This is a genomic window from Curtobacterium sp. AG1037 (genome assembly GCF_003349855.1).
GTDB classification, from domain to species: domain Bacteria; phylum Actinomycetota; class Actinomycetes; order Actinomycetales; family Microbacteriaceae; genus Curtobacterium; species Curtobacterium citreum.
In genome coordinates this window covers 83,968-107,874 of the sequence record NZ_QQAO01000005.1, presented here as the reverse complement: position 1 = coordinate 107,874, position 23,907 = coordinate 83,968, and the positions used below count along the sequence as shown (strand labels likewise).

Annotated in this window: 26 protein-coding genes; 10 read left to right on the top strand and 16 right to left on the bottom strand. The window is 72.8% G+C overall.

The annotated features are described in order from the left end of the window. Positions 1-175 precede the first annotated feature (175 nt). The gene (locus tag DEU32_RS09145; protein ID WP_258554828.1) at positions 176-964 is read right to left on the bottom strand and encodes an SOS response-associated peptidase; all 789 of its coding nucleotides are present in this window, start codon (positions 962-964) and stop codon (positions 176-178) included. 40 nt (positions 965-1,004) lie between these two features. Beyond that, a complete protein-coding gene (locus DEU32_RS09140; RefSeq protein WP_114850239.1) occupies positions 1,005-1,673 on the bottom strand; it encodes a hypothetical protein in 669 nt (222 codons plus the stop codon). A gap of 201 nt (positions 1,674-1,874) precedes the next feature. On the opposite strand from DEU32_RS09140, the gene DEU32_RS09135 reads away from it, so the two are divergent. Next, the gene (locus tag DEU32_RS09135; protein WP_114850426.1) at positions 1,875-2,261 is read left to right on the top strand and encodes a YchJ family protein; all 387 of its coding nucleotides are present in this window, start codon (positions 1,875-1,877) and stop codon (positions 2,259-2,261) included. A gap of 42 nt (positions 2,262-2,303) precedes the next feature. On the opposite strand, the gene DEU32_RS09130 is transcribed toward DEU32_RS09135, so the two are convergent. After that, entirely contained in the window at positions 2,304-3,170 is an 867-nt protein-coding gene (locus DEU32_RS09130) for a shikimate dehydrogenase (protein WP_181819244.1), read from the bottom strand. 58 nt (positions 3,171-3,228) lie between these two features. Here DEU32_RS09130 and DEU32_RS09125 point away from each other — a divergent pair, with 58 nt between their 5' ends. Beyond that, on the top strand, positions 3,229-4,245 hold the full coding sequence (locus DEU32_RS09125) for an iron-siderophore ABC transporter substrate-binding protein (RefSeq protein WP_258554827.1): 1,017 nt from the start codon (positions 3,229-3,231) through the stop codon (positions 4,243-4,245). A 268-nt stretch (positions 4,246-4,513) separates the two neighbouring features. Here the strand turns inward: DEU32_RS09125 and DEU32_RS09120 are convergent, their stop codons facing one another. Then, on the bottom strand, positions 4,514-4,921 hold the full coding sequence (locus DEU32_RS09120) for a DUF1304 domain-containing protein (protein ID WP_174778929.1): 408 nt from the start codon (positions 4,919-4,921) through the stop codon (positions 4,514-4,516). Between the two features lie 92 nt (positions 4,922-5,013). Here DEU32_RS09120 and DEU32_RS09115 point away from each other — a divergent pair, with 92 nt between their 5' ends. From DEU32_RS09115 to DEU32_RS09105, 3 genes are read left to right on the top strand one after another with little or no spacing between them, the layout of a single operon-like run. Further along, positions 5,014-5,355: a chorismate mutase gene (locus tag DEU32_RS09115; protein WP_114850236.1), complete on the top strand. Its 342-nt coding sequence runs from the start codon at positions 5,014-5,016 to the stop codon at positions 5,353-5,355. 29 nt (positions 5,356-5,384) lie between these two features. Further along, positions 5,385-6,473, top strand: a complete 1,089-nt coding sequence (locus tag DEU32_RS09110) for a beta-propeller fold lactonase family protein (RefSeq protein ID WP_167510000.1) — start codon at positions 5,385-5,387, stop codon at positions 6,471-6,473. After that, the gene (locus DEU32_RS09105) at positions 6,437-6,919 is read left to right on the top strand and encodes a GNAT family N-acetyltransferase (protein ID WP_309473786.1); all 483 of its coding nucleotides are present in this window, start codon (positions 6,437-6,439) and stop codon (positions 6,917-6,919) included. Before DEU32_RS09110 ends, DEU32_RS09105 begins: the two co-directional genes overlap by 37 nt. A 139-nt stretch (positions 6,920-7,058) precedes the next feature. On the opposite strand, the gene DEU32_RS09100 is transcribed toward DEU32_RS09105, so the two are convergent. From DEU32_RS09100 to purS, 4 genes are all read right to left on the bottom strand, one after another. Next, entirely contained in the window at positions 7,059-7,976 is a 918-nt protein-coding gene (locus tag DEU32_RS09100) for a 2-hydroxyacid dehydrogenase (RefSeq protein WP_114850234.1), read from the bottom strand. 61 nt (positions 7,977-8,037) lie between these two features. Continuing rightward, entirely contained in the window at positions 8,038-10,419 is a 2,382-nt protein-coding gene (gene purL, locus DEU32_RS09095) for a phosphoribosylformylglycinamidine synthase subunit PurL (protein WP_258554826.1), read from the bottom strand. A 38-nt stretch (positions 10,420-10,457) separates the two neighbouring features. Further along, positions 10,458-11,153, bottom strand: coding sequence for a phosphoribosylformylglycinamidine synthase subunit PurQ (gene purQ, locus DEU32_RS09090; RefSeq protein ID WP_114850232.1), 696 nt, complete (start codon positions 11,151-11,153; stop codon positions 10,458-10,460). A gap of 5 nt (positions 11,154-11,158) precedes the next feature. Then, entirely contained in the window at positions 11,159-11,413 is a 255-nt protein-coding gene (gene purS / locus DEU32_RS09085; protein WP_114850231.1) for a phosphoribosylformylglycinamidine synthase subunit PurS, read from the bottom strand. Positions 11,414-11,633: 220 nt separating this feature from the next. Between purS and DEU32_RS09080 the strand changes: the two genes are divergently transcribed. Together DEU32_RS09080 and DEU32_RS09075 are read left to right on the top strand one after the other, a co-directional pair. Beyond that, on the top strand, positions 11,634-12,239 hold the full coding sequence (locus DEU32_RS09080) for a PadR family transcriptional regulator (RefSeq protein ID WP_114850230.1): 606 nt from the start codon (positions 11,634-11,636) through the stop codon (positions 12,237-12,239). Beyond that, positions 12,236-13,888, top strand: coding sequence for a DHA2 family efflux MFS transporter permease subunit (locus DEU32_RS09075; protein WP_114850229.1), 1,653 nt, complete (start codon positions 12,236-12,238; stop codon positions 13,886-13,888). The genes DEU32_RS09080 and DEU32_RS09075 overlap by 4 nt, the downstream gene beginning before the upstream one ends. Before the next feature lie 199 nt (positions 13,889-14,087). Here the strand turns inward: DEU32_RS09075 and DEU32_RS09070 are convergent, their stop codons facing one another. Next, positions 14,088-14,909, bottom strand: coding sequence for a cytochrome c oxidase assembly protein (locus tag DEU32_RS09070; protein ID WP_181819243.1), 822 nt, complete (start codon positions 14,907-14,909; stop codon positions 14,088-14,090). A gap of 153 nt (positions 14,910-15,062) precedes the next feature. Next, positions 15,063-16,331 carry an acyltransferase gene (locus DEU32_RS09065; protein ID WP_114850227.1) on the bottom strand — a complete coding sequence of 423 codons (1,269 nt, stop codon included), beginning with the start codon at positions 16,329-16,331 and terminating at the stop codon, positions 15,063-15,065. Between the two features lie 162 nt (positions 16,332-16,493). On the opposite strand from DEU32_RS09065, the gene DEU32_RS09060 reads away from it, so the two are divergent. After that, complete coding sequence (locus tag DEU32_RS09060) at positions 16,494-16,970, top strand: Fur family transcriptional regulator (RefSeq protein WP_114850226.1); 477 nt, start codon at positions 16,494-16,496, stop codon at positions 16,968-16,970. Between the two features lie 26 nt (positions 16,971-16,996). Continuing rightward, entirely contained in the window at positions 16,997-18,523 is a 1,527-nt protein-coding gene (locus tag DEU32_RS09055; protein WP_114850225.1) for a catalase, read from the top strand. Between the two features lie 66 nt (positions 18,524-18,589). On the opposite strand, the gene DEU32_RS09050 is transcribed toward DEU32_RS09055, so the two are convergent. The 3 genes from DEU32_RS09050 to DEU32_RS09040 form a co-directional block, all read right to left on the bottom strand. Beyond that, positions 18,590-19,156 (bottom strand): GNAT family N-acetyltransferase, encoded by a 567-nt coding sequence (locus DEU32_RS09050; RefSeq protein ID WP_058741537.1) that lies wholly within the window; start codon positions 19,154-19,156, stop codon positions 18,590-18,592. 142 nt (positions 19,157-19,298) lie between these two features. Continuing rightward, positions 19,299-20,171: a VOC family protein gene (locus DEU32_RS09045; RefSeq protein WP_114850224.1), complete on the bottom strand. Its 873-nt coding sequence runs from the start codon at positions 20,169-20,171 to the stop codon at positions 19,299-19,301. 68 nt (positions 20,172-20,239) lie between these two features. Then, the gene (locus DEU32_RS09040; RefSeq protein WP_114850223.1) at positions 20,240-21,061 is read right to left on the bottom strand and encodes an SDR family oxidoreductase; all 822 of its coding nucleotides are present in this window, start codon (positions 21,059-21,061) and stop codon (positions 20,240-20,242) included. Between the two features lie 78 nt (positions 21,062-21,139). Here DEU32_RS09040 and DEU32_RS09035 point away from each other — a divergent pair, with 78 nt between their 5' ends. Then, a complete protein-coding gene (locus tag DEU32_RS09035; protein ID WP_141860287.1) occupies positions 21,140-21,679 on the top strand; it encodes a hypothetical protein in 540 nt (179 codons plus the stop codon). 30 nt (positions 21,680-21,709) lie between these two features. Here DEU32_RS09035 and DEU32_RS09030 read toward each other — a convergent pair whose 3' ends face one another. Genes DEU32_RS09030 through DEU32_RS09020 form a run of 3 tightly spaced genes read right to left on the bottom strand, consistent with a single transcriptional unit; the run spans position 21,710 to position 23,907 of the window. Beyond that, entirely contained in the window at positions 21,710-22,030 is a 321-nt protein-coding gene (locus tag DEU32_RS09030) for a hypothetical protein (RefSeq protein WP_114850221.1), read from the bottom strand. A gap of 9 nt (positions 22,031-22,039) precedes the next feature. Beyond that, positions 22,040-22,663, bottom strand: coding sequence for a DNA-binding response regulator (locus DEU32_RS09025; RefSeq protein WP_114850220.1), 624 nt, complete (start codon positions 22,661-22,663; stop codon positions 22,040-22,042). Next, positions 22,660-23,907 carry a sensor histidine kinase gene (locus DEU32_RS09020; protein WP_141860291.1) on the bottom strand — a complete coding sequence of 416 codons (1,248 nt, stop codon included), beginning with the start codon at positions 23,905-23,907 and terminating at the stop codon, positions 22,660-22,662. The genes DEU32_RS09025 and DEU32_RS09020 overlap by 4 nt, the downstream gene beginning before the upstream one ends.

The window sequence follows — 23,907 nt, the reverse complement described above, 5'->3', positions numbered from 1 at the left end:
GCGCGGCGCTCCCTGCGACGAGTGTCGTTGCGACGGATCCGGCGACCAGCCGGAGGGTTCGACGGCGCGGTCGAGCGCGGTGCAATGAGGGCACGGGTGTCCTTCGGGAAGAGCGGTCGTGTCGGGTACACGGCCGTTGATCACGATATTGGGGACACCGGTTCCCAGCTGCGACTCAGACGGGGGGTTCTTTGTCCCCAAAGAGGGGGACCGGTTCGTCCGCTCGGTCGGCTCGGCGCACGGGGTCGATGAGCTGCGGGCCCTGGTTCCGCACGTTGTTGACCGCCCGCGAGACCTCGTACTGCTCGAGCCCCGGCGCGACTGCGAGCGACTCGTGGTCGAGCAGTGCGAGCAGGTCGTCCGTGCCCAGGCTGCCGTCGAGCCAGTCGTCGTAGCCGTCCGGGGTCAGGAACGCCGGCATGCGGTCGTGGACCTCGCCCGGAGCGACGTGGGCGTCCCGGGTGATGATCGCCAGGGACAGCCGCCACTTGTCCGGGTCGTCCTCGGGCTTGGTCGGGTCCGGCCAGGCGCTCACCACCCCGGCCATCGCCAGGGCGCCGCCCGGCTCGTGCACGAAGTGCGGCTCCTTGCCGTCCTCGCGCACCACCCACTCGTAGTACCCGAGCGCGGGGACGATGCACCGGTTCGTCGCGAACGCCCGCTTGAACATCCCGCTCGTCGCGACCGTCTCGATCCGGGCGTTGATCGGCTTCGGGCGCTGCTTCTGGAAGTCCTTCGCCCAGCTCGGCACGAAGCCCCAGCTGATCTGCGGGAGCTCGCGCTGCCCGTTCCGCTGCCGGACGGCGTACACGGGGTCCGTCGGGGCGACGTTCCAGCTCGGGGCGAGGCCGGCGTGCACCTCGCCTGTCTCCTGGTCGACGTGCTCGGTGCGCGCGGCGAGCTCACCGACGAGCTCGGGCAGCAGATCGGCCGTGGTGTCGGAGACGACGAACCTTCCACACATGCGCCCAGTGTGCCCGCCCGGACCGACACCCGGCCGGCGGTCACTCCCCGGGCAGGCCCAGCTTCGAGCCGCTCGGGTCCCGACGCCACTGCGGCCGCTGCTCCGGGGCCGCGGGCGGTGTCGCGAGGGCGTCCCGCCGTGCACGTTCGGATCGTCCGAGCCGGACCAGCATCTCGGGCAGGAGGCCGAGGTACACGAACGGCCAGACCAGGAGGAACCCGTTCACCGACCCGAAGCTGAACACCACGGCCACGCCGATCGCCACGGCCAGCAGCAGCGGGGCGAGCCGGGTCAGCTGCCGCACGATGCCGCGCTGCAGCAGGGGCACGTCGTTCAGGATCGCGTCGCGGTGCTCCGGGTGCACCGGGCGCCGGACACGGTCCAGGTAGGGGCGAACCTCCCACCGGACTGCCAACGCCGTGTCCGGCCGGACCTGTCGTCCGTTGATCCGCAGCTCCGGGCCGGCCTCGCGCGCCGTGGGGCAGCAGCCGTACGTGAGCAGGAACGCGCTGATCGTCACGGCCGCGACCACGAGCCCCGGGCGCAGGGCCCCCGTCCCGGCCCAGCCGTTCGCCAGGTGCAGGGCGACGAGCGCGCCGAGCACCACGGCAGCGACGGCACCGGCGATCCACAGGGCGCGGCGGACCCGCGCGGGGTCGACGACCTGGCCGAGGAGCCCCCGCATCACCTGCCACCCGAGCCGCAACACTCCTCACTCTTACCCCCACGCCCTGCGTGCGCGGACGTGCTGCGCCCTCAGAACGCCCTCGCCTCACTCGTGCACCGCCTTCGATGGAGCAGAGGCCGTCGCGTCGGGGCCGGGCACCCGACGTCTTCTGCTCCATCGACCGACGGACGGGCGGACGGGCGCGGGCAGTCAGTGCGAGCGCACCGCTGCTACCGTGCCGGGGTGCTCCCCGACGACCAGCGCTGCCCCTGCCTGAGCGGCAACCCCTACGGCGAGTGCTGCGGCCCCCTGCACGCCGGCGCCGCGGCCCCGACCGCCGAGCGGCTCATGCGCTCCCGGTTCAGCGCGTTCGCCCTCGGCCTGCCGGAGTACCTGCTGCGCAGCTGGCACCCGACCACCCGGCCGGACGAGCTGACGCTCGACCCGGCACAGCGCTGGACCCGGTTGGACATCGTCTCGACCCGGGCCGGAGGCCCGTTCGACTCCCGGGGCACGGTCGCCTTCCGCGCGTGGTGGCGCACCGACGACAGTCGCGGGACGCTCGAGGAGACGAGCGAGTTCGTCCGCGAGCAGGGCCGCTGGTACTACGTCGACGGCGTCGTCGCCTGATCGGTGCGCGGGCTGATCGTCCCCCGCCCCCCGCCCCCCGGCTCAGCCCACGATCGCGTCCGGCAGCCCGACGGAGCGCCGCATCGCCCGGCGCACGGCAGCCTCGTCGGGCAGCAGCGCGTCCTGGTCCCCGGTCAGGAAGAACCGGATCTGCCCGATCGCCTGCTCGGTGAGCATGTCGAGCCCGTTCAGCACGCGCCCGCCCGCGGCCGCCCACCGGCTCGCGGCGACGGTCGGCCACGGCTCGTAGGCCACGTCGAACAGTACGGCGTCCGGCCCCGTCGGCAGCAGCTCGAGCGAGTCCGCCGCACCCCCGGGGAGCGTCGACACGAGGAACCCGTGCCGGGTGCCGGGCAGCGCGGACACGGGCAGGACCTCGAGTGTGACGCCCAGCCGCACCGCCAGGTCGACGAGGGCGCCGGCCTTCGCGGTGTCCCGCAGGAACAGCCGGACGTCGACGGCCCCGAGCCGGACGGCCGCCGTGAGGGCGCTCGCTGCGGTGGCACCGCCGCCGAGGATGCTCGCCTGACCGGGCACGTGCCCGAGGGCCTCGACGGGTCGGACGATCCCCTCGACGTCGGTGTTCGCGCCCGCCAGGACGACCCGGTCGCCCTCCTGCCGGAACGCGACGGTGTTCGCGACGCCGAGCGCGTCGACGAGCGGGGTCGTCCGGTCGAGCATCGGCACGACGTCCCGCTTCAACGGCATGGTCAGGCTCAGCCCACGCCACTCCGGACCCAGCCCCGCGACGAACGCGTCGAGCCCGCCGGACGCGACCTCGTGCCTCCCGTACGTCCAGCCGACCCCGAGCACGTCGTAGGCCGCTGCGTGCAGGGTGGGCGAGAGCGAGTGCGCGATGGGGGAGCCGAGCACGGCGAGGCGGGTGCGGTGGGGGTCCGAGTACTCCACGCACGCGAGCCTATCCACGGCGCGGCGCCCGGTCAGCGCTTAGGGTAGCCTTACCTACGTGATCCGTACCTCCCCCTCCTCGCGTCGCGTCCGGCGCGTGCTCGCGGCTGCCGGCGCCGTCGTCGCCGCGTCCCTCGTCCTCGCCGGCTGCAGCGGCGGCTCCCCGTCCGGCTCGGCCTCCGGCGACGCGTCCGGTTCGTCCGGCGCCTTCCCGGTGTCCATCACCACCGCGCTCGGCACCACCGAGATCCCCTCGCAGCCGAAGCGCGTCGTCGCCCTCGGCTGGGGTGACGCCGAGACGGCGCTCGAGCTCGGTGTGCAGCCCGTCGGCGCCAGCGACTGGCTCGCCTTCGGTGGGGACGGCGTCGGGCCGTGGCTCAAGGACGCCTACACGAAGAAGCCCGAGATCATCCAGACGCTCGAGCCGAGCTACGAGCAGATCCTCAAGCTCAAGCCGGACCTGATCCTCGACACCAAGAGCTCGGGAGACAAGGACCGCTACAGCAAGCTCTCCGCGATCGCCCCGACCGTGGCGATCCCCAAGGGCGGTGCGAACTACCTCACGACCACCGAGCAGCAGGTCGACCTGATCGCGAAGGCGCTCGGCAAGGAGTCCGAGGGCAAGAAGCTGCTCAGCGGCCTCGACGACGCGTACGCCGCCGCGAAGAAGGCGCACCCGGAGTTCCAGGGCAAGACCGCCGTCGTCGGCTCGTACACGTCCGAAGGCTTCGGCGCCTACGCCTCGAGCGACAGCCGCTCCGAGTTCCTCAAGAACCTCGGGTTCACGATCCCGAAGGCCATCGACCAGCAGGCCGGGGACGCCTTCTCGGTCAAGCTGTCGGAGGAGAACCTCGACCTGCTGAACGCCGACCTGACGCTGATCCTGCCGATCTACGTCGACGCGTCCAAGGCCGAGGCCGACCCGCTGTTCCAGAAGGTGCCGTCCGTGCAGGAGGGCCACTCCATCGTCGTCAGCGACGCGAACGTCTCGTCTGCGTTCTCGCTCGGGACGACCGCGGCGATCGAGTGGGCACTCGAGCGGCTGCCGGACGAGATGGCGAAGAAGGTCGGCTGAGTCGACCCCAAGACGGACGGGAGGCGCGGTGCCAGCCGGCACCGCGCCTCCCGTCCGTCTCGGGGTGCGCCCGGCGCTCTTCCGGGCATGGGTGCTCGGGGTGCCGATCCGCGCGTGGGGTGCCGATCCGCGTGTGGGAGGCCGATCCGCTCGAAGGAGACCGTTCCTTCCTGCTCCCGATGCGCGTTCCGTCCTCCGATCGCACGCGCGATGGGACGGAACGACGCCGGCGTTCGGCGAGCCGGGGGTGCGTCGGGCGTGCGTCGGGCTAGGACGCGGGGAAGGTCGAGCCGAGGAACGCGAAGATGAGGGCGATCAGCGGCAGCGAGCCCTGCACGAACGCCGAGTTGAGGTACCGGCGTCCCGTCCCCGCGAGGACCACGGCGGCGCCGAGCATGCTCACGGTCGAGAACACGACGAGCGGCCAGCCCGTGGCGCCGTTGCCGACCGCGACCAGGGCCACGCCGACGATCGCACCGATCGCGAGGAACAGGTTGTAGAAGCCCTGGTTGAACGCGAGGGCGCGGGTGGCCTGCGCCTCGGTCTCGCTCGCGATGCCGAAGACGCGGCGCACGCGGGGGCTGGTCCAGGCGACGGACTCGAGGAAGAAGATGTACACGTGGACGAGGCCCGCGAGGACCGCACACACGCTCGAGATCACGAGCAGGACCGACATGGCCTCCATTCTCGCAGCCCGGGAGTGGTGCTCCGTCCGCTGGGGCGCTCCGACCGCTGGGGACCCGTGGGCCTCGCCGGTAGGCTCGGGACATGAGCGCCGTCGAGCCCGAGTCCGTGCCTGCCGCCGTCGATCCTGCCGCTCCGGATCCCGTCGCCGAGCTGACGAGCATCCGGCAGAGCATCGACAACATCGACGCCGCCGTGATCCACATGCTGGCGGAGCGGTTCAAGTACACGCAGCGCGTCGGGTACCTCAAGGCCTCGGCCGGCATGCCCGCCGCCGACCCGAACCGTGAGCAGGTCCAGGTCGCCCGGCTCCGGCAGCTCGCGGCGGAGTCGCACCTCGACCCGGCGTTCGCGGAGAAGTTCCTGAACTTCATCGTCGCCGAGGTCATCCACCACCACGAGCGCATCGCGGGCGGCGCGAAGTGAGTGGGGCGGGGTCGCTCGACGAGCTGGCTGTGCTCGACGACCTACACGTGCTCGTGGGGTCCTACACGGCGACGGGTGGCGGGTCGGCGACCGGCATCTCGATCGTGCACGGCACCACCGCCCACACCGCGGCCGTGATGGACGATCCGTCGTTCCTCGCCCTCGACGGCGACCGGGTCTACGCCGTGTCCGAGACCGCCGACGGCAGCGTCTCGGCCTTCCGCCACGCCGACGGCGCACTCGAGCACCGCTGGGACGCGAGCGCCGGCGGCGACGCCCCCTGCCACGTCCGGGTCGACCCGTCCGGCGCGCTCGTCGTCACGAACTACGTCTCCGGGACGGTCACGGCGATCGGGCTCGCGGCAGCGGAGGCGCACGCGTCCGCAGTGCTCGACGGCAGCTCCGTCGGTTCCGGCTCCGCCGAGCCGCACGGGCTGGGCGACCGCGTCGTCGTGCCGGACTCCGCGATCGTCACCGGCGTGCTGCCCGACGTCGAGGGTCCCGTCGAGGACCGGCAGGAGGGGCCGCACGCACACCAGTCCATCGGGACGCCCGACGGCACCGTGCTGGTGGCGGACCTCGGCGGTGACGCGCTGCACGAGTTCCGCGTGACGGACGAGCCCGCGATCGACCTGGTCCGCGTGCACCACCTCGGTCCCGGGGTCGGGCCGCGGCACATGGTGTGGCTCGGCGACGACCTGATCGTCGCGGGCGAGCTCGACGGGCGCGTGTACCGACTCCGCCGGGACGACTCCGGGTCGCTCGTGCCCATCGCCTCGGCCGCGACCTTCCAGGGCCCGGTGGGGGAGTCGCTCCTGTCCCACATCGAGGTCGACGACGCCGGGCGGGTGCTCGTCGCCGTCCGTGGCCGGGACCTGATCGTCGTGCTGGACACCACCGGGGACGAGCTGGCCGTGGTCGGCAGCGCATCCTCGGGTGGGGTGTGGCCGCGGCACTTCGCGCAGGTCCCCGGGTTCCTGCTCGTCGCCAACCAGATGTCGGACGCCGTGGCGGTGCTGCCCGTGGGCGAGGACGGCGTGCCCGGCGGACCCGTGGCGCAGATCGCCGTCGGGAGCCCGGCGTGCGTCCTGCCGATCGCACCGTCGGCGAAGGGCTGACCGTGTCCGGGGGAGTGCTCGCCGACGGGCCCCTCGCCGACGGGTACGGGCTCGTCGTGGGTCCGCCCCCGCTCGACGACTACCTGCGGCTCCGGCGGGACTCGGGCCTGTCGCCGAAGGAGCCCGAGCAGGGTGCCGGGGCGATCGCCGGGTCGTGGTCGGCGTGCCACGTCGTGGACCCCGAGGGTGTGCCGGTCGCGATGGGTCGCACCATCGGGGACGGCGGGTGGTACTTCCACATCGCGGACATCGCCACCGATCCCGCGCACCAGCGCCGCGGACTCGGACGTGCGGTCGTCGAGTGGCTCGTGGCTGACGTCCGTGCGCGAGCGCCCCGAGGGGCCTACATCACGCTCGTCGGTGATCCGCCCGGGCAGCGGCTGTACCGGTCGCTCGGGTTCCAGGACGTGGCGCCCAGCCTGGGCATGGCGCTGCCGATCGACTGAGCGGCGGCGCGGCGCGGCCCGAGACTCGGCTCGGCGGACGCTTTCGCGGCCGCCGACCCGCGAAACCGCCCGCGGGGGCGAGTCTCGCGACGGCGCGACGGCGCGACGGCGCGGCGGCGCGGCGCGCCGGCCTCGCCGGTCAGCGGGGGATGACGTTCCGGAAGGGGCTGCCCTCGGCCAGCGCGGTGACCTGCTGCCGCATCAGCTCGAGGGTGCGCGGCACGCTGAGGTCCGTGTTGCCGCCGACGTGCGGCGTGAGCACGGTGTTCGGGGTCGTCCACAGCGGGTGTCCGGCCGGCAGTGGTTCGGGGTCGGTGACGTCGAGCGCCGCGCTCAGACGGCCCGAGGTGAGTTCCGCCACCAGGGCGTCGGTGTCGACGACCTTGCCGCGGGCGACGTTCACCACGAGGGCACCGTCCGGCAGTGCGGCGAGCAGGTCCGCGTCGACGAGCCGTTCGGTCTCGTCGGTCAGCGGGGTGATGAGCACGAGGACGTCCGTGTCGGCGGCGAGGGACGGCAGGTCGCCGAAGGCGTGCACCTGCCGACCGTCCTGCTCCCGAGCCGTCCGTGCGACGACGGTCACCGGGCACCGCATCGCCTCGAACCGGGTCGCGATCGCGGCGCCGATCGCCCCGTAGCCGACCACGGTGACGCGACGGTCCGCGAGGGAGCGGGTCTGCCGTGCATCCCACACCCCGGCGGCACGGTCGGCCTGGAACGCCGCGATCTCCCGCAGCGAGGTCAGCGCGAGCCCGACGGCGAGCTCGGCGGTCTCGTCGTCGTGGATGCCGCGGCCGTTCGCGAGCTCGGCGTGCTCCGGGACGTGCGGCACCGCGTGTTCGTAGCCGGCGCTCGGGAGCTGCAGCAGCCGCAGGTTCGGCAGCTCGTGCACGTACTGCCAGCGGTGCCGTCCGCCGAAGTAGAACGGCAGCAGCGCGAGGGCGACCTCGTCGGGTCGGCTGTACGGGCCCTCGACGTCCCACACGTCGAGCTCGACGCCGTCCGGCACGGGGCCGAAGCGGTCGACGAGCTCGGCGAACGGCAGGGTGACGATCACCGCGCGACCCGGGTGACCGGGCCGGAGGCGACCACCGCCACTGCCGTCCGCCGGATCGACATCAGCTGTCGGCGCGCGGCGAGAACGCGCCGTCGGTGTCGAGCGGGCCGCGGCCGACGTAGCCCTCGGTCACGTCCTCGGTGATGACGTCGCCGAAGCGGGCCGGCAGCGTCGCGGCGTGCGTGCCGCGGAGCTCGTCGAGGGTCGACTCGAACGCGCCCTGGACCTCGAGCGTGCCCGACGTGGCGTCGGTCACGCCGATGCGCAGCACCGGGAAGCCCCGGCCGTCGCACAGGCCCTGGAAGCGCACGTCGTCCTCGCGCCGGACGGTCACGATGACGCGGCCGGTCGACTCGGAGAACAGCGCGGTCGCGGTGTCGACGCCGTCGCGGGCCTCGAGCTCGTCGAGCACCACCCGGGCGCCGAGGCCGAACCGCAGCACCGACTCGGCGAGGGCCTGGCCGAGGCCGCCGTCTGCCAGGTCGTGGGCGCTGGTCAGCAGCTGCTCGCCGGAGGCCGCGTACAGCAGCTCCGCCAGGGCCTTCTCGCGCTCGAGGTCCACCGCCGGCGGGCGTCCGCCGAGGTGCCCGTGCACCGTGCCGGCCCACGCCGACCCGTCGAGCTCCAGGCTCGTCGTGCCGAGCAGGTAGATGTTGTGGCCGTCGTCCTGCCAACCCGAGGGCACCCGCAGCGCGACGTCGTCGATGATGCCGAGCACGCCGACGACGGGGGTCGGGTGGATCGGGGTGGTGCCGGTCTGGTTGTAGAACGACACGTTGCCGCCGGTGACCGGGATGCCGAGCTCCATGCAGCCGTCCGCCAGGCCCTCGACCGCCTCGGAGAACTGCCACATGACCTCGGGGTTCTCGGGGGAGCCGAAGTTCAGGCAGTCGGTGACCGCGGCCGGGACGGCACCGGTGACGGCGACGTTCCGGTACGCCTCGGCCAGGGCCAGCCGTGCGCCCTGCTTCGGGTCGAGCTGGCAGTACCGGCCGTTGGCGTCGGTCGCGATGGCGACGCCGAGTCCGGTCTCCTCGTCGACGCGGATCATGCCGCCGTCGTCGGGGAAGGACAGCGCGGTGTTGCCGAGCACGTAGGTGTCGTACTGGTTGGTGACCCAGTTCTTCGACGCCAGGTTCGGCGAACCGAGCAGCTGCAGGAACTGCGCCTTGAGCGCCGGGCCGTCGGTCGGACGGTCGAGCGAGGCCGCGGTGTCGGCCTGCAGGGCGTCGATCCACGTCGGGTAGGCGACCGGGCGGTCGTAAACGGGCCCGTCGACGGCCACGGTGCGCGGGTCGACGTTGACGATCTCCTGGCCCTGCCAGTCGATGACGAGACGGCCGGTGCCGGTGACCTCGCCCAGGACGCTGGTCTCGACCTCCCACTTGCCGACGACCGCGAGGAACTCGTCGAGCTTCTCGGGACGGACGACGGCCATCATGCGCTCCTGGCTCTCCGACATGAGGATCTCCTCTGCCGTGAGCGTGGGGTCGCGGAGCAGCACGTCGTCGAGCGAGATGTGCATGCCGCCGTCGCCGTTGCTCGCGAGCTCCGACGTGGCGCAGGAGATCCCGGCGGCGCCGAGGTCCTGGATGCCCTCGACCAGCTCCTTCTGGAACAGCTCGAGGCAGCACTCGATGAGCACCTTCTCGGCGAAGGGGTCGCCGACCTGGACCGCCGGACGCTTGGTCGGGCCGCCCTCGGTGAAGGTGTCGGACGCCAGGATCGACGCGCCGCCGATGCCGTCGCCACCCGTGCGGGCACCGAAGAGCACGACCTTGTTGCCCGCGCCGGAGGCGTTCGCCAGGTGCAGGTCCTCGTGCCGCAGGACACCGACCGCGAGGGCGTTCACCAGCGGGTTGCCCTGGTACACCGGGTCGAAGTAGGTCTCGCCGCCGATGTTCGGCAGGCCGAGGCAGTTGCCGTAGAACGAGATGCCGCCCACGACTCCGTGCACGACGCGTGCGGTGTCCTCGTGGTCGATCGCGCCGAAGCGGAGCTGGTCCATCACGGCGACCGGCCGCGCGCCCATCGAGATGATGTCGCGGACGATGCCACCGACACCGGTCGCGGCGCCCTGGTACGGCTCGACGTAGGACGGGTGGTTGTGCGACTCGACCTTGAAGGTCACCGCCCAGCCGTTGCCCACGTCGACGACACCGGCGTTCTCGCCCATGCCGACCATGAGGTTCTTGGTCATCTCCGGCGTGACCTTCTTGCCGAACTGCCGCAGGTAGTTCTTGCTCGACTTGTACGAGCAGTGCTCCGACCACATCACGGAGTACATCGCGAGCTCGCCCGAGGTGGGGCGGCGGCCCAGGATCTCGCGGATCTTCGCGTACTCGTCGGCCTTGAGCCCGAGGGCCTCGTACGGCTGCTCCTTGTCGGGCGTCGCGGCGGCGTCCTGGACGGTGTCGGGCTTCGGGCGAACGTGGGTCGTCACGGTGTTGTCGTTCCCTGTCACTGGAGTCGTGGCCGCGGTCACTTGACCAGCGTCGACTCGATCACGGAGGTGAAGAAGGTGAGGCCGTCCGTGCCGGAGGCCATCGCTGCGGGGGTGTCCGGGCCGAACCCGGGCTCCGTCGCGTGCTCGGGGTGGGGCATCAGCCCGACGACGTTGCCGCGCTCGTTCGAGACGCCCGCGATGTCGTCGATCGACCCGTTCGGGTTCACGCCGACGTAGCGGAACACGACCTGGCCGTTGTCCTCGATGCGCTTGATCTCGTCGGCGTCCGCGACGAAGCGGCCGTCGGCGTTCTTCAGCGGGATGGTGATCTCCTGCTGGGCGTCGAAGCCCGAGGTCCACGCGGTGCCGGCGTTCTCGACGCGGAGCTTCTGGTCGCGCCGGATGAACTGCTGGTGGGCGTTGCGGGTGTGCGCGCCCGGCACCAGTCGTGCCTCGGCCAGCATCTGGAAGCCGTTGCAGATGCCGAGCACGGGCATGCCCTTGCCGGCGGCGTCGATGACCTCGGCCATGATCGGGGCCTTCGCCGCGATCGCACCGGCACGCAGGTAGTCGCCGTACGAGAACCCGCCGGGGAGGATGATCGCCTCGGCCCCCTGCAGGTCGTGGTCGCCGTGCCAGAGCGCGACGGGTTCGCCGCCGGCCAGCCGGACCGCGCGCTGGGCGTCGCGGTCGTCGAGCGAGCCGGGGAAGGTGATGACGCCGATCCGCATGCGGCTCACGCCTGCTCGGCGACGGTGACCGAGACGACGTCCTCGATCACGGCGTTCGAGAAGACGTCGGCCGCGATCTCGCGGACCTCGGCCAGCTTCGCGTCGTCGACGGGGCCGTCGACGGCGATCTCGAAGCGCTTGCCGATGCGGACGTCGGTCAGGTCGGCCTTGCCGAGACGGGCGAGCGCGTTGCCCACCGCCTTGCCCTGGGGATCGAGGATCTCAGCCTTGGGCATGACCTCGACGACGATGGTTGGCACGTGTTCACTCCAGCGCTTGGGTGGGTTGGGTGGGACGCGACCAGTCTACGGTCCGCGCGCGACGCGCCGGGACCGCACCGTGCCTCCTGTGCGGAACTGCACGCGCGGTGCGCGCCTGTGGAGGACGCGCCCGTCTGGTTGCCGATGGCTGCTCCAAGGCGTACATTCCAAGTCGAATGATCGGGACGGAACAATCCGTCATGTCGGACTGGAGGCACGGATGGCGTCGCTCACGCCGCTCGCGTTCGCCGCGCTCGGGCTCCTCGCAGAGGGCCCCACGCACCCGTACGAGATGTTCCAGACGATGACCCACCGGCGCGACGGGCGGAACGTCAAGGTCCGGCCGGGCACCCTCTACCACCAGGTCGGCCGCCTCGTGGAGCTCGGCCTCGCCGAGGTCGTCGGCACCGACCGCGAGGGCAACCGACCGGAACGCACCACCTACGCGATCACCGAGAGCGGGTGGACGGTGCTGCACGACGGCCTGGTCGGCATGCTCGCCGACCCCGCCGACGAGTACCCGGTGTTCCACCTGGCGCTCGCTGAGGTCGAGAACCTGCCCCTCGCCGAGGCCGTCGACGCGCTCGGCCGGCGGGTGCACGCGCTCGAGCGGCAGCGGGACGAGGCCGACGAGATCCTCGACGTCGTCCGCGGCAAGGACCTGCCCGAGCGGTACTGGCTGGACGTGTCGTACGTCCGTGCCATGCTGACCGCCCAGATCGAGTGGCTCCGTGCCACGACGGAACGCCTCCGGAACGGCGCCGTCCCCTGGACCGACCCGGTCCTCCCCGACACCACCACCAGCAGCAAGGAACACACTCGATGACCTCCGCCACCACCACTGGCGCCCCGACCACGCACGAGAAGAAGCCCTGGCCCGCGCTCTGGGCCCTCGTCGTCGGGTTCTTCATGATCCTCGTCGACTCGACCATCGTGTCGGTCGCGACCCCCACCATCGCCTCGGCGCTCGACGCGGACATCAACGCCGTGATCTGGGTGACCAGCGCCTACCTGCTCGCGTACGCGGTGCCGCTGCTCATCACGGGCCGGCTCGGCGACCGCTTCGGCCCGAAGGTGCTGTACCAGGTCGGGCTCGTCGTCTTCACGCTCGCCAGCCTGTGGTGCGGCCTGGCCGGCTCGATCGAGGTGCTCATCATCGCCCGCGTCGTGCAGGGCCTCGGCGCCGCCATGATGACCCCGCAGACGATGGCCGTCATCACCCGCATCTTCCCGCCCCAGAACCGCGGCGCTGCGATGGGCCTGTGGGGCGCCGTCGCCGGTGTCGCCTCGCTCGTCGGCCCGATCGTCGGCGGCCTGCTCGTCGACGGCTTCGGCTGGGAGTGGATCTTCTTCGTGAACGTCCCCGTCGGCATCGTCGCGTTCGTGCTCGCGCAGCGGTTCGTCCCGACCTTCGAGCGCCGCGGGCACCGCTTCGACTACCTCGGCATCGCGCTGTCCGCCGTCGGCATGTTCCTGCTCGTCTTCGGCATCCAGGAGGGCGAGACCTACGACTGGGGCACCATCACCGGGCCGATCTCCGTCTGGTCGCTCATCATCACCGGGATCGTCGTCCTCGCCGCGTTCGTCGTGTGGCAGGGCACGCAGAAGGGCGAGCCGCTGCTGCCCCTCGGGCTGTTCAAGGACCGCAACTTCACGCTCGCGAACATCGCGATCACCGCGGTGGGCGTCGCGATCTCGTCGTTCGCGCTCCCGATCATGCTGTGGGCGCAGGACGTGCTCCGCTTCACCCCGACCCAGGCCGCGCTGCTCCTCGTGCCGCAGGCCGTCATCTCCGCCGGGCTCGCGCCGCTCGTCGGCAAGAACCTGAACAAGTGGAACCCGCGGTGGGTCGGGGCGTTCGGTCTCGCCTGCTTCTCCGGCGCCCTCTTCTGGTTCGGGTCGCTCCTGTGGTCCGGTGCCGACTGGGGCTGGACGCTGCTGCCGAGTGCGCTGCTCGGGCTCGCGAACGCGTGCATGTGGGGGCCGCTCTCGGTCTCCGCGACGCGGAACCTGCCTCCGGCGCTCGCGGGTGCCGGGTCGGGCGTCTACAACACCACCCGGCAGATCGGTGCGGTGCTCGGCTCCGCAGGGATCGCGGCGCTGATCGAGGCCCGGATCACGGCGAACTTCCCGTCAGGCGCCGGGTCGTCGTCGGGCGGCGGCGCCGAGCAGCAGGTCGGTGCGCTGCCGGCGTTCCTGCAGCAGCCGTTCGCCACCGCGATGGGGCAGTCGCTCGTGCTGCCGGCCCTGGTACTCGTCGTGGCGATCGTCGCGGCCCTGTTCCTGGCGAAGCCGAAGCAGACCGTGCAGTGGCAGCAGACCGGGGCGGTGCCGACGCAGCCCGAGGCCGAGCGGGTCGGTGCGGGTGCCGGTGCCGGTGCGGGTTCGGGGGCGCATGCTGCGGCTCCGGCGCCGGCCACCGCGGAAGAGGAGCTGGCGGCCTCCGACCACCACGGTCGCCACGCCGACGCCTGACCCGCGCTGCGTCGATCCCGGCCCCGTACCGTCCCGGACCGGGGGTGGTGCGGGGCCGGTCCCGTGGGGGAGCGGGGCGCGGGGTGTCGTGTCGGGCGTGCGAGCGGGCGGGCGGCAGCGTCATCGCCGCTGTCGTACGACGTCTGCGATGACGCACGAGCCGACGGCGGGCGCCCCGCACACCACCACCGCACCGGGCTCAGCCGCGGCGCTGCAGGTGCTCGCGGGTGAGCGCCTCCATCTCCTCGTCGGAGAGCGCGTCGACGGACCGAGCCTCGCGGCGGTCGGTCCGCTGCCACCGGATGAACAGCATGATGAGGACGGGGACGTCGGCCACCTCGGCGATGAACCACAGCAGGTCGCCGGCGAGGTGCTGGTCCTCGAGGGGGTTCGGGAACCACGGCTGCCCGAGGACGTGCACGAGCGACCCGTCGAGCACGTGGTTCGTCACGCGCAGCACGATGCCGGGGACCGCGTCGAGCAGGAGCTCCACGAAGGCGAGCAGGAACTCGACCGTGACGAACGTCGAGCTCCGCAGCACGCCCGGCTCGGACAGCGGCGCGAGCAACCCGAAGCCGAGCACGGGCACGAGGACGGTGATCGCGACCACCCACGCCGAGGACTCCCGGATGGTCGCCGCGAGCGGGGTCAGCAGCACCGCGAACAGCACGAGTCCGACGACCGGGGCGACGATCGCGTTGCCGAGGACCCGGATCGGGCGGGACCCCATCGCGCGGTCGGCGAGCCGTGCCAGGCGTTGAGGGCCACCGAGCCGCAGCAGCGACACGGGTGCGGCGAGGGCGGCGAACGTCGGGACGGCGAAGAAGAGCAGGGCGAGCCGGAGGGTGAAGGCCCAGCGGAGCAGCTGGTCGTACCGCCCGACCACGCCGAACTGCAGCAGTCCGAACAGCACGAGCGCGAGCGTGAACGACAGCGTGCGCCAGCCGGACCAGCGCGCACCCCGACGGCGTGCTCCGACGATCCACCACCCGTACGCGACGGCGGCGACGGCGAGCAGCACGGCGGCGAGGGGGTCGAACTGCCAGGTGCTCCAGAACTCGGCGGGCTGCGGCGTGGGGAACCTCCGGGGGAGAACAGGGCGTGGTCGGTGCCCCGCCATCCTCTGCCGTCGACGCCTCGGTGTGCCCGCGCACGGGCCCCGGCGCGGTGAGGATCAGTTCAGCCGCACGGTCCGCCCGAGCAGCACGACCCCGAGCGGTACGAGCACCGCGCCGACCACGGCGGTCCCGAGCGACAGGTGCAGCTGCATCACCGCGAAGGCGGGGCCGATCGTGCAGAGTGCCGCGACGGCGAGGACCGGCCAGCCCGGACGGTCCGTGCCGGGCTCCAGGCGGGGGAGCGGCCGGTCGAACCACCGGAGCCCACGGGCGATCCCGATCGCGACGGCGAGCACCACCACGAGCGCCACGGGCCGGGTCGCCCACCACACCGTTGAGCCGGGCTCGGGGAACGGCGCACCGAGGAGCAGGGCGATGCCGTTCAGGGCGATGAACAGCGGCAGGTGCCAGAGGTACACCACCATGCCGTCCCGGCCGACCACGAACACGGCGGCCTGGGCGCCCCGGGTCCGCATGAGTCGCGAGAGCGGACCGTGGGCGAGCTGCACGAGGCACGCCTGCGCGACCGCGAGGAACGCCAGCGGGAGCATCGGCGGGTTGAGGTCCTGCAGCATGTCCGGCGCCCAGAGCCCGACCGAGGTGAGGGGGACGAGCGCCGCGTACCCGGCGACCGCCCCGCCGACGAGCACGAGCCGGGAGCGCCGGGCGAACCAGCCGTCTGCCCACAGGAAGCCGAGCTGCTGCGCGAAGAGCCACACCGGACCGAGGTTGAGCAGCCCGACCTCCGCGACGCCGGTGGCGAACCGGACCGCGTCGACCGCCGCGGCGAGCACGAGCAGTGCACCGAGGGTCCGCCACGGAGCCCGGGCGTGCAGCCGCGCCATGAGCGGGACGCAGCACTGGGTGATGCCGTACGCGGCGAGGAACCAGAGCGGGGAGCCGATGCCGAACGCGACCTCGCCGAGCAGCTCCGGCGGCGTGCCGAGGGCGGTCGCGGTACCGAGGGCGACCGCGAGCACGAGGAACAGCGGGATCGCCGGGCGGAACAGTCGCACGAGCCGGGTCGCGACGAAGTCCCGCGCCCCACCGCCCCGCGCGACTGTGCTCCGCCATCCCACCGCGCTCGCGAACCCGCCGACGACGAAGAACAGCGGCATCACCTGCCCGACCCACGTGGCGGCGACGTACCACGGCGCCTCCTGCAACGGGCTCGTCACCGCGATGCCGTCGGGGCCGACCGCGACGCCGACCATCGTGATGTGGACCACCACGACGAGGACCACGCACGTGGTCCGGACGAGGTCGACGACCAGGTCCCGCTGCGCGATCGCCTGCCGGACGAGTGTTCCCGCTGTTGCCCCCATGGAGGGACCGTACCGGCGCTCCCGCCCGGTCCAGCCGCGTCCCAGCTGATCGCGACCCGATCGTGACGACACGCGCGGACCCGGCCGGTGCTCGCGGCTCGGGGCGGTGGACCGCTACTGTTGTCTTGACCGATGCAAGACAGTGACCGACGAGGGGGCGGGATGGACACCGACGCGGAACTCCTGCGCACCGCCGGCCTGCGGGTGACGACCCCGCGACTGGCCGTCCTGCGCTCCCTCGGCACGATGCCGCACGCGACCGCCGACGACGTCCTCACGGCGCTCGCCGCCGAGCTCCCCACGACGAGCCACCAGGCGGTGTACGGCGTGCTGGGGGCCCTCACCGGCGCCGGGCTCGTGCGGCGGATCGAGCCGGCCGGCAGTCCGGCGCGCTACGAGCGGCGGACGGGCGACAACCACCACCACGTCGTCTGCACGATGTGCGGTGCGGTGCAGGACGTCGACTGCGCGGTCGGTCACGCACCCTGCCTGACCCCGTCCGAGACGCACGGATTCGCCGTCACGACGGCCGAGGTCACCTACTGGGGCATCTGCGAGCGCTGCGCCGCAGCCGAGCAGTCCGCAGCCGCCGACGGCACCGCCACCCCCGTGGCCCACGAGCAACCCGAGCATCCCTGACCGAACCAACGTTCCGAGGAGGAACCGTGTCCGACCAGAACACGACCGGCCAGCCGGCCGGCACCCCCACGACCACCACCAACAGCGGGGCCCCGGTCTCGAGCGACCAGCACTCGATGGGGGTCGGCGCCGACGGCCCCATCGCCCTGCACGACCACTACCTGGTCGAGAAGCTCGCCCAGTTCAACCGCGAGCGCATCCCGGAGCGGGTCGTCCACGCCAAGGGCGGCGGCGCCTTCGGTACCTTCACCGTCACGCACGACGTCAGCCGCTACACCCGCGCCGCGTTCCTGCAGCCGGGCCAGACCACCGAGATGCTCGCCCGCTTCTCGTCCGTCGCCGGCGAGCAGGGCTCCCCGGACACCTGGCGCGACCCCCGCGGCTTCGCGCTGAAGTTCTACACGACCGAGGGCAACTACGACCTCGTCGGCAACAACACGCCCGTGTTCTTCCTGCGCGACGGCATCAAGTTCCCGGACTTCATCCGCTCGCAGAAGCGCCTGCCGGGCTCGCACCTGCGCGACCACGACATGCAGTGGGACTTCTGGACGCTCTCCCCGGAGTCGGCGCACCAGGTCACGTGGCTGATGGGCGACCGCGGTCTGCCGGCGAGCTGGCGCAACATGGACGGCTTTGGCTCGCACACCTACCAGTGGATCAACGCCGAGGGCGAGCGCTTCTGGGTGAAGTACCACTTCGAGACGCAGCAGGGCCACAAGACCCTGACGCAGGAGGACGCCGACCGCATCGCCGGCGAGGACGCGGACTTCCACATCCGCGACCTGCACGAGGCCATCGAGCGCCGTGACTTCCCGAAGTGGACGCTCAAGGTGCAGGTCATGCCGTACGCGGACGCCGAGAGCTACCGCTTCAACCCGTTCGACCTGACGAAGGTGTGGCCGCACGCGGACTACCCGCTCATCGAGGTCGGCACGATGGAGCTCAACCGCAACCCGGAGAACTACTTCGCGCAGATCGAGCAGGCGACCTTCGCGCCGTCGAACTTCGTCCCGGGCATCGCGGCGAGCCCGGACAAGATGCTCCTCGCGCGCATCTTCAGCTACGCGGACGCGCACCGCTACCGCGTCGGCACGAACCACGCCCAGCTGCCGGTGAACGCCCCGAAGAACGAGGTGCACTCGTACTCGAAGGACGGCGCCATGCGCTTCGACTTCCAGAAGTCCGAGGTGCCGGTCTACGCGCCGAACTCGCTCGGCGGGGCACACGCCGACCCGTCCGCGACGGACGACGCTCCCGGCTGGGAGTCCGACGGTGCGCTGCAGCGCTCCGCCGCGACCCTCCACCCCGAGGACGACGACTTCGGCCAGGCGGGCACGCTCTACCGCGAGGTCCTCGACGACGCCGCCCGTGAGCGCCTGGTCGGCAACATCGCCGGCCACGTCTCGAAGGTGACGCGCGACGACCTGCGCGAGCGGGTGTTCGCCTACTGGACGAGCGTCGACGCCGACCTCGGGGCGCGCGTGCGCGCCGCCGTCGCGCCGAGCGCGCCGGGATCGAACGAGGACCCGGCGGAGGTCGCGGTCGAGGCGTAACGACAGAACGGACTGGAGGCGCGGTGCCAGCTGGCACCGCGCCTCCACTCCGTTGATGGGCCGGGACTAGACCTGCTGGCCGTTCAGCAGGATCTCTCCGGTCGGCCAGTCCTCGAGCGCCGCGGTGACGGGCCGGACCATCCAGCCGCCCTGCTCGGTCTCGGTGACCCCGGCCCCGTCGGCCGTGAAGGCCGAGAACGTGCCGACCGCACCCGCGATCTCGTGCCAGCCCATGTGCGCGTAGAAGGGGATGCGGTCCTCACCGGCACCGAGGAAGCCGTACGGGACGCGGAGTCCCTCGAGGACCGCGTGCGTGCGGTCGAGCAGCTCGCGGCCGATGCCGGTGCCCTGGAGTCGGGGCGCGACGGCGACGATGCCGGTGTCGCCGACCAGGACGTCCTGCCCGCCCACGGTGATGAACATGCGGCGGATCCCGACGTGGGCGAGCACCACACCGTCGGCGTCCCGGGCGATCACCCGGCGTTCGGGCTGCATGCCGGCGTAGTCACGGCCGCCCACGTACCAGTGCGACCAGCTCGGGAAGGCCTGCCCGAGCATCGCCGCGATCGCCTCGTGGTCGGGGAGCGACAGCGCGCTCTCCTCGACCACCTCCCACCGGATGTCTTCGCTCACGTGCCCATCCTGCCGGGTGCGGCTGCGGGCCGAGCGCGAGACTCGTCCATGCGGACGCTTCCGCGGCGTCCGACCCGCGGGAGTGTCCGCACAGCCGAGTCTCGCGGCCGCGGCCGCGCGGGGCCGCGCCCGCCCGCGCCGCTCAGCCCCGACCGGGCGCCGTCACCTCGATGCGGTTCGCCCACGGGTCCTCGAACGCGACCGTCCGGCCGTCGTCGGCGGTCTGCACCCCGGTGTCGTGCATCCGGGACACGAGCGCGCCCAGGTCGTCGGCCCCGGGGACCTCGATCCGGACGAGTCCCAGCCCGAGCCCGAGCTGTCGGCGTCCGGCGCCGCGGGAGTTCCACGTGTTCATCGCCATGTGGTGGTGGTAGCCGCCCGCGCTGACGAACAGCGCCTGGTCGCCCATCGCCGCGGTCGTCGCGAAGCCCAGCCGGTCGACGTAGAACGCCTTCGCGGTGGCCACGTCCCCGACGGACAGGTGCACGTGCCCCACGCGTCCGGGGCGGGATGCTGCGGACTCGAGCGCCGAGGGCGTCAGGTGTTCCTGCACGAACGCGTTCGGGTCGACCCAGATCGTGTCCATGTCGACCATGCCGTGCGTCCACGACCACTCCGTGCGGTCGCGGTCCCAGTACAGCTCGACGCCGTTGCCCTCGGGGTCCTGGAAGTAGAACGCGTTGCTCACCAGGTGGTCGGCGCTGCCCGTGAACGTGCGCGGGTACTTCGTCGCGACCGAGTAGAGCGCTGCCGCCAGGTCGGCCTGCGTGTCGAACAGGATCGCGGTGTGGAACAACCCGGCCTCGTGCGGGGCGGCGTGCCGCATCGCCGGCGCGTGCTCGAGCACCACGATCGGGGTCGTCCCGCGGCCGAGCACCGCGACGCCGCCGTCCTGCGTCAGGACGGTGAGTCCGACGCCGTCGCGGTAGTACGCGACCATCGTGTCGAGGTCGGCGACCCGGAGCGTGACGGCGCCCATCCCGGTGTCCGCGGCGAGGAGATCCTGCGTGTGCATGCACCCAGTGTGCGCCGATTTGGTTGACGCGTCAACCAAATCGGCGTCGACCGGATCGGCAGGCGCGACTACCGGGCGCTGAACCCACCGTCCGTCTTGAGCAGCTGCCCGTTCACCCAGCCGCCGTCCGGACCGAGCAGGAACCCGATCAGCGCCGCGGTGTCCGCGGGCGTCGACGGGCGTCCGAGCGGGGTCTGCGCGACCACGGCCTCGCGGACCTCGTCGGTGAACCACCCGGTGTCGTTCGGTCCGGGGTTCACCGCGTTCGCGCTGACGTGCACGTCGCCGAGCTCCTGGGCCGCGCCGACCATCAGCCGGTCGAGCGCACCCTTGCTCGTGCCGTACGGCAGGTTGAAGCCGACGTGGTCGCTCGTCAGGGCCACGACCCGGCGGCGGTCCTCGGGGGCGGGGGCGCCCTCGCGGAGCCGTCGCGCGTACGCCTGCACGATCAGGAAGGGCGCCCGGACGTTCACCGCCAGGTGCCGGTCGAAGGACTCGAGCGTGGTGGTCGCGTAGTCGGAGTCGACCGACTCGCAGTGCGACATGACGACGGCCGTCACGGGGGCGCCCGCCTCCGCCTCGGCACGGCCGACGAGTGCGGCCGCCTGCTCCGGGTCGGCCAGGTCAACCGGGAGGCGCGTCACGCGAGCCCCCGCACGCTCGGCCTGGGCGACGACCGCGTCCACCCCGTCGGGGTCGGCCCCGCCGTGCACGCGGGCGTCGTACGGACCCCACCAGGAGAGGGCGAGGTCCCAGCCGTCGGCGGCGAGCCGAGTGGCGATCGCGGCGCCGATGCCGGCGCGGCGGCCGACCCCGGTCACCAGGGCGAGGGGGCGCTGGGTGAGTGGGCGCTCGTCGAGCTGGCGCTGGTCGAGTGGGCGCTGGGACATGTCTCGTGTCTCCTGTCCGTCGACGCCGCGGTGCGCCGACCCGCCCAGCCTGGCACCTCCGGGGGCCAGGATGGGTCCGTGCCCCGCCGATCCCGACAACGTCGCCACCGCCCCGACCCGTCCACGTTCCCCCTGGAGCGCCTGCGCGACCGGATGTCGTCGTACATCTACGGCAACATCACCGTCCTGGCCGTCGCGATCGCGGTCTCCCCGGAGCAGATCGAGCACGGTGCGGCCGTCCTGACGGTCCTCGCGACGGCCGTCCTGACCTACCTGGCGCACGTGCTCTCCCACGTCGTCGCGCACGCGATCGGTGACACCGGCGACGACGAGGAGCACCGCGAGACCGTCGGGGCGATCCTGCGCGACGCGAACCCGATCGCGACCTCCGGCCTGATCCCGGCCGTGCTCTACGCCGTGGCGTGGGCCGGGTGGCTGCCGGCGCCGTGGGCGCAGACGGCCGCGATCGTCATCCTGGTGGTGCGCATCGGCCTGGTCGGGGTGTTCCTGCAGCGCTTCAGCGGGCGGCGCCCGTCGTTCCTCGGGCTGTGGGGCGGGATCGTGCTCGCGGCCGTGGCGTTCGCGATCGGGCTCGTCAAGGTGCTGCTCACGCACTGACCGGGTCGTCGGCGCCCCGGGGCCGGGTCGTCAGCAGCCCGTGGTGGCGAGCGTCACGGTCGCGACGTGGTCGTCCGTGACGGTGGCCTTCGCCGAGCACAGGTCCGTCGCCCGCACCGTCACCCGGCCGAGCGGGACCCCCGCGAAGTCGGCGGTGCCACCCGGGAACACCCGCTGGTGCTCGGAGAGCTTGCCGGTCGCCGCGTAGACCCGCACCTCGTAGGGGTGCTCGGCCGCGTTCTCCGAGACGGTCACGGCGATCTGCCCGGTCGAGTCGTGCGCACCGCACCCGGTCAGGGACAGCGCGCCGAGCGCGACCACGGCGAGGGCGAGCAGGGGGCGTCGGAGCACCGGTCCAGGTTACGTGCCGATCAGCCAGCCGTTGTCGGCGGCGACCCGCAGCGCCTCGGTCGCGTTCCGGGCCGCCGTCTTGCCGATCGCCGCGGACAGGTGGTTCCGCACCGTCCCCTCGGACAGGTGCAGCACCGCCGCGATCCCCGCGACGGTCGACGCCGTGCGGAACGCGACGAGCACGTCGGTCTCCCGCGGCGTGAGCGGCGACGGGCCGGCGGCCAGGGACTCCGCGGCGAGCACCGGGTCCACCACGCGGAAGCCCCCGGCGACCCGGCGGACCGCGTCGGCCAGCTGCTCGGCGGGGGTGTCCTTCACGACGAAGCCCGCGGCGCCGGCCTCGAGCGCTCGCCGCAGGTACCCGGGGCGGCCGAACGTCGTCACGATGAGGGACCGGCACGCCGGGAGCTCGCGGGCCAGGGTCGCGGCGGCGGTCAGGCCGTCGGTGCCGGGCATCTCGACATCGAGCAGGGCCACGGCGGCCTGCGAGGTCCGGGCGGCCTCGAGCACCTCGTCCCCACGGGCGACCTGCGCCACGACGTCGATGTCCCGCTCGAGCGACAGCAGCGACGCCAGGGCTCCGCGGACGAGCGCCTGGTCGTCGGCGAGCAGGACGCGGATGGGGTCGGTCACCGTGGTCTCCTCTCGACCCGCAGCAGGAAGCCGCCGAGGTCGCTCGTGCCCGTCGTCACCGTGGCCCCGACGGCGTCGGCTCGCTCGTGCAGTCCGCGCAGGCCGTTGCCGCCGACGTCGAACGGTCCGGCGGGCACGGGGGCGTCGACCGCTCCGGTGCCGTCGTCCTCGATCGTCAGGGTGGTCCGGGTCAGCGTCACCCGTGCCCGACTGGCCGCCGCGTGGCGCACCACGTTCGTCACGCCCTCGCGGAGCACCCACGCGAACAGGCTCCGGACGTCCCCGGCCGCCGCGTCCCCGGTCACGGGGAGCTCCGCGACGACCCCGGCCGCGTCCAGCGCCGAGCGCGCGGAGACCAGCTCGGCGTCCAGGTCGGCCTGACGGTACCCGCTGACCGCCTGCCGGAGTCCCTGCAGCGCCTCGCGCGACAGCCGCTCGACGTCCTGCATCTCGGTCTTCGCGCGGGCCGGGTCGACGTCGACCAGCCGCGCCGCGAGCTCGGACTTCATCGTGACGACCGTCAGCGAGTGCCCGAGCACGTCGTGCAGGTCGCGGGAGAACCGTGCGCGCTCCTCGACCACCGCGAGCCGGGTGAGCTCGTCCTGCGCGACCCCGAGCTGGTCCTCGGCCTCGCGCTGGCGACCGAAGAACACCATCGAGGCCCCGATCGACACCGCCACGATCGGGGCGAACAGGATGCCCGTGCTCGACGCCGCGTCCCACCCGACGACCGCGGCGACGACGAGCTCGGCGGCGACGACGACCCCGAGGACGGCGAGGGCCACCCAGAGCCGCACCGCCACGAACCCGGACAGCGCGACGACGAGCAGCCAGGACCACACCGCGGCCGGGCCGACGGGGACGAGCAGGAGTCCCGCGTAGGCGGCGAGCACGGCCAGGACGACCACGCGCCGTCGGAGTCCGTGCCGCCACATGGCCTCCGGGGCGAACAGGTACCCGACGTACAGCACCGCGAGCGCGAGGGTCGCGGAGACGTGCTCGTCGACCGTGCGGCCGTCGGTCCACACCGCGACGAGCAGCAGGGCCTGCCAGAGCAGGCCGAAGGCGGCGCCGCCGTACCAGCGGCGGCGGGCGACGCGGACCTCGGCGTCGTCGGCGCCCGGTGCGGCGGCCCACGGGAAGGCACGGGCGGACGGCCGGGAGGCGCGGGACGCGTCGTCCGCGCCCCGCGCGTCGGTCGGGCTGGTGCTGTCCACCCCCGACACCTCCGACAGGTCCGTCAC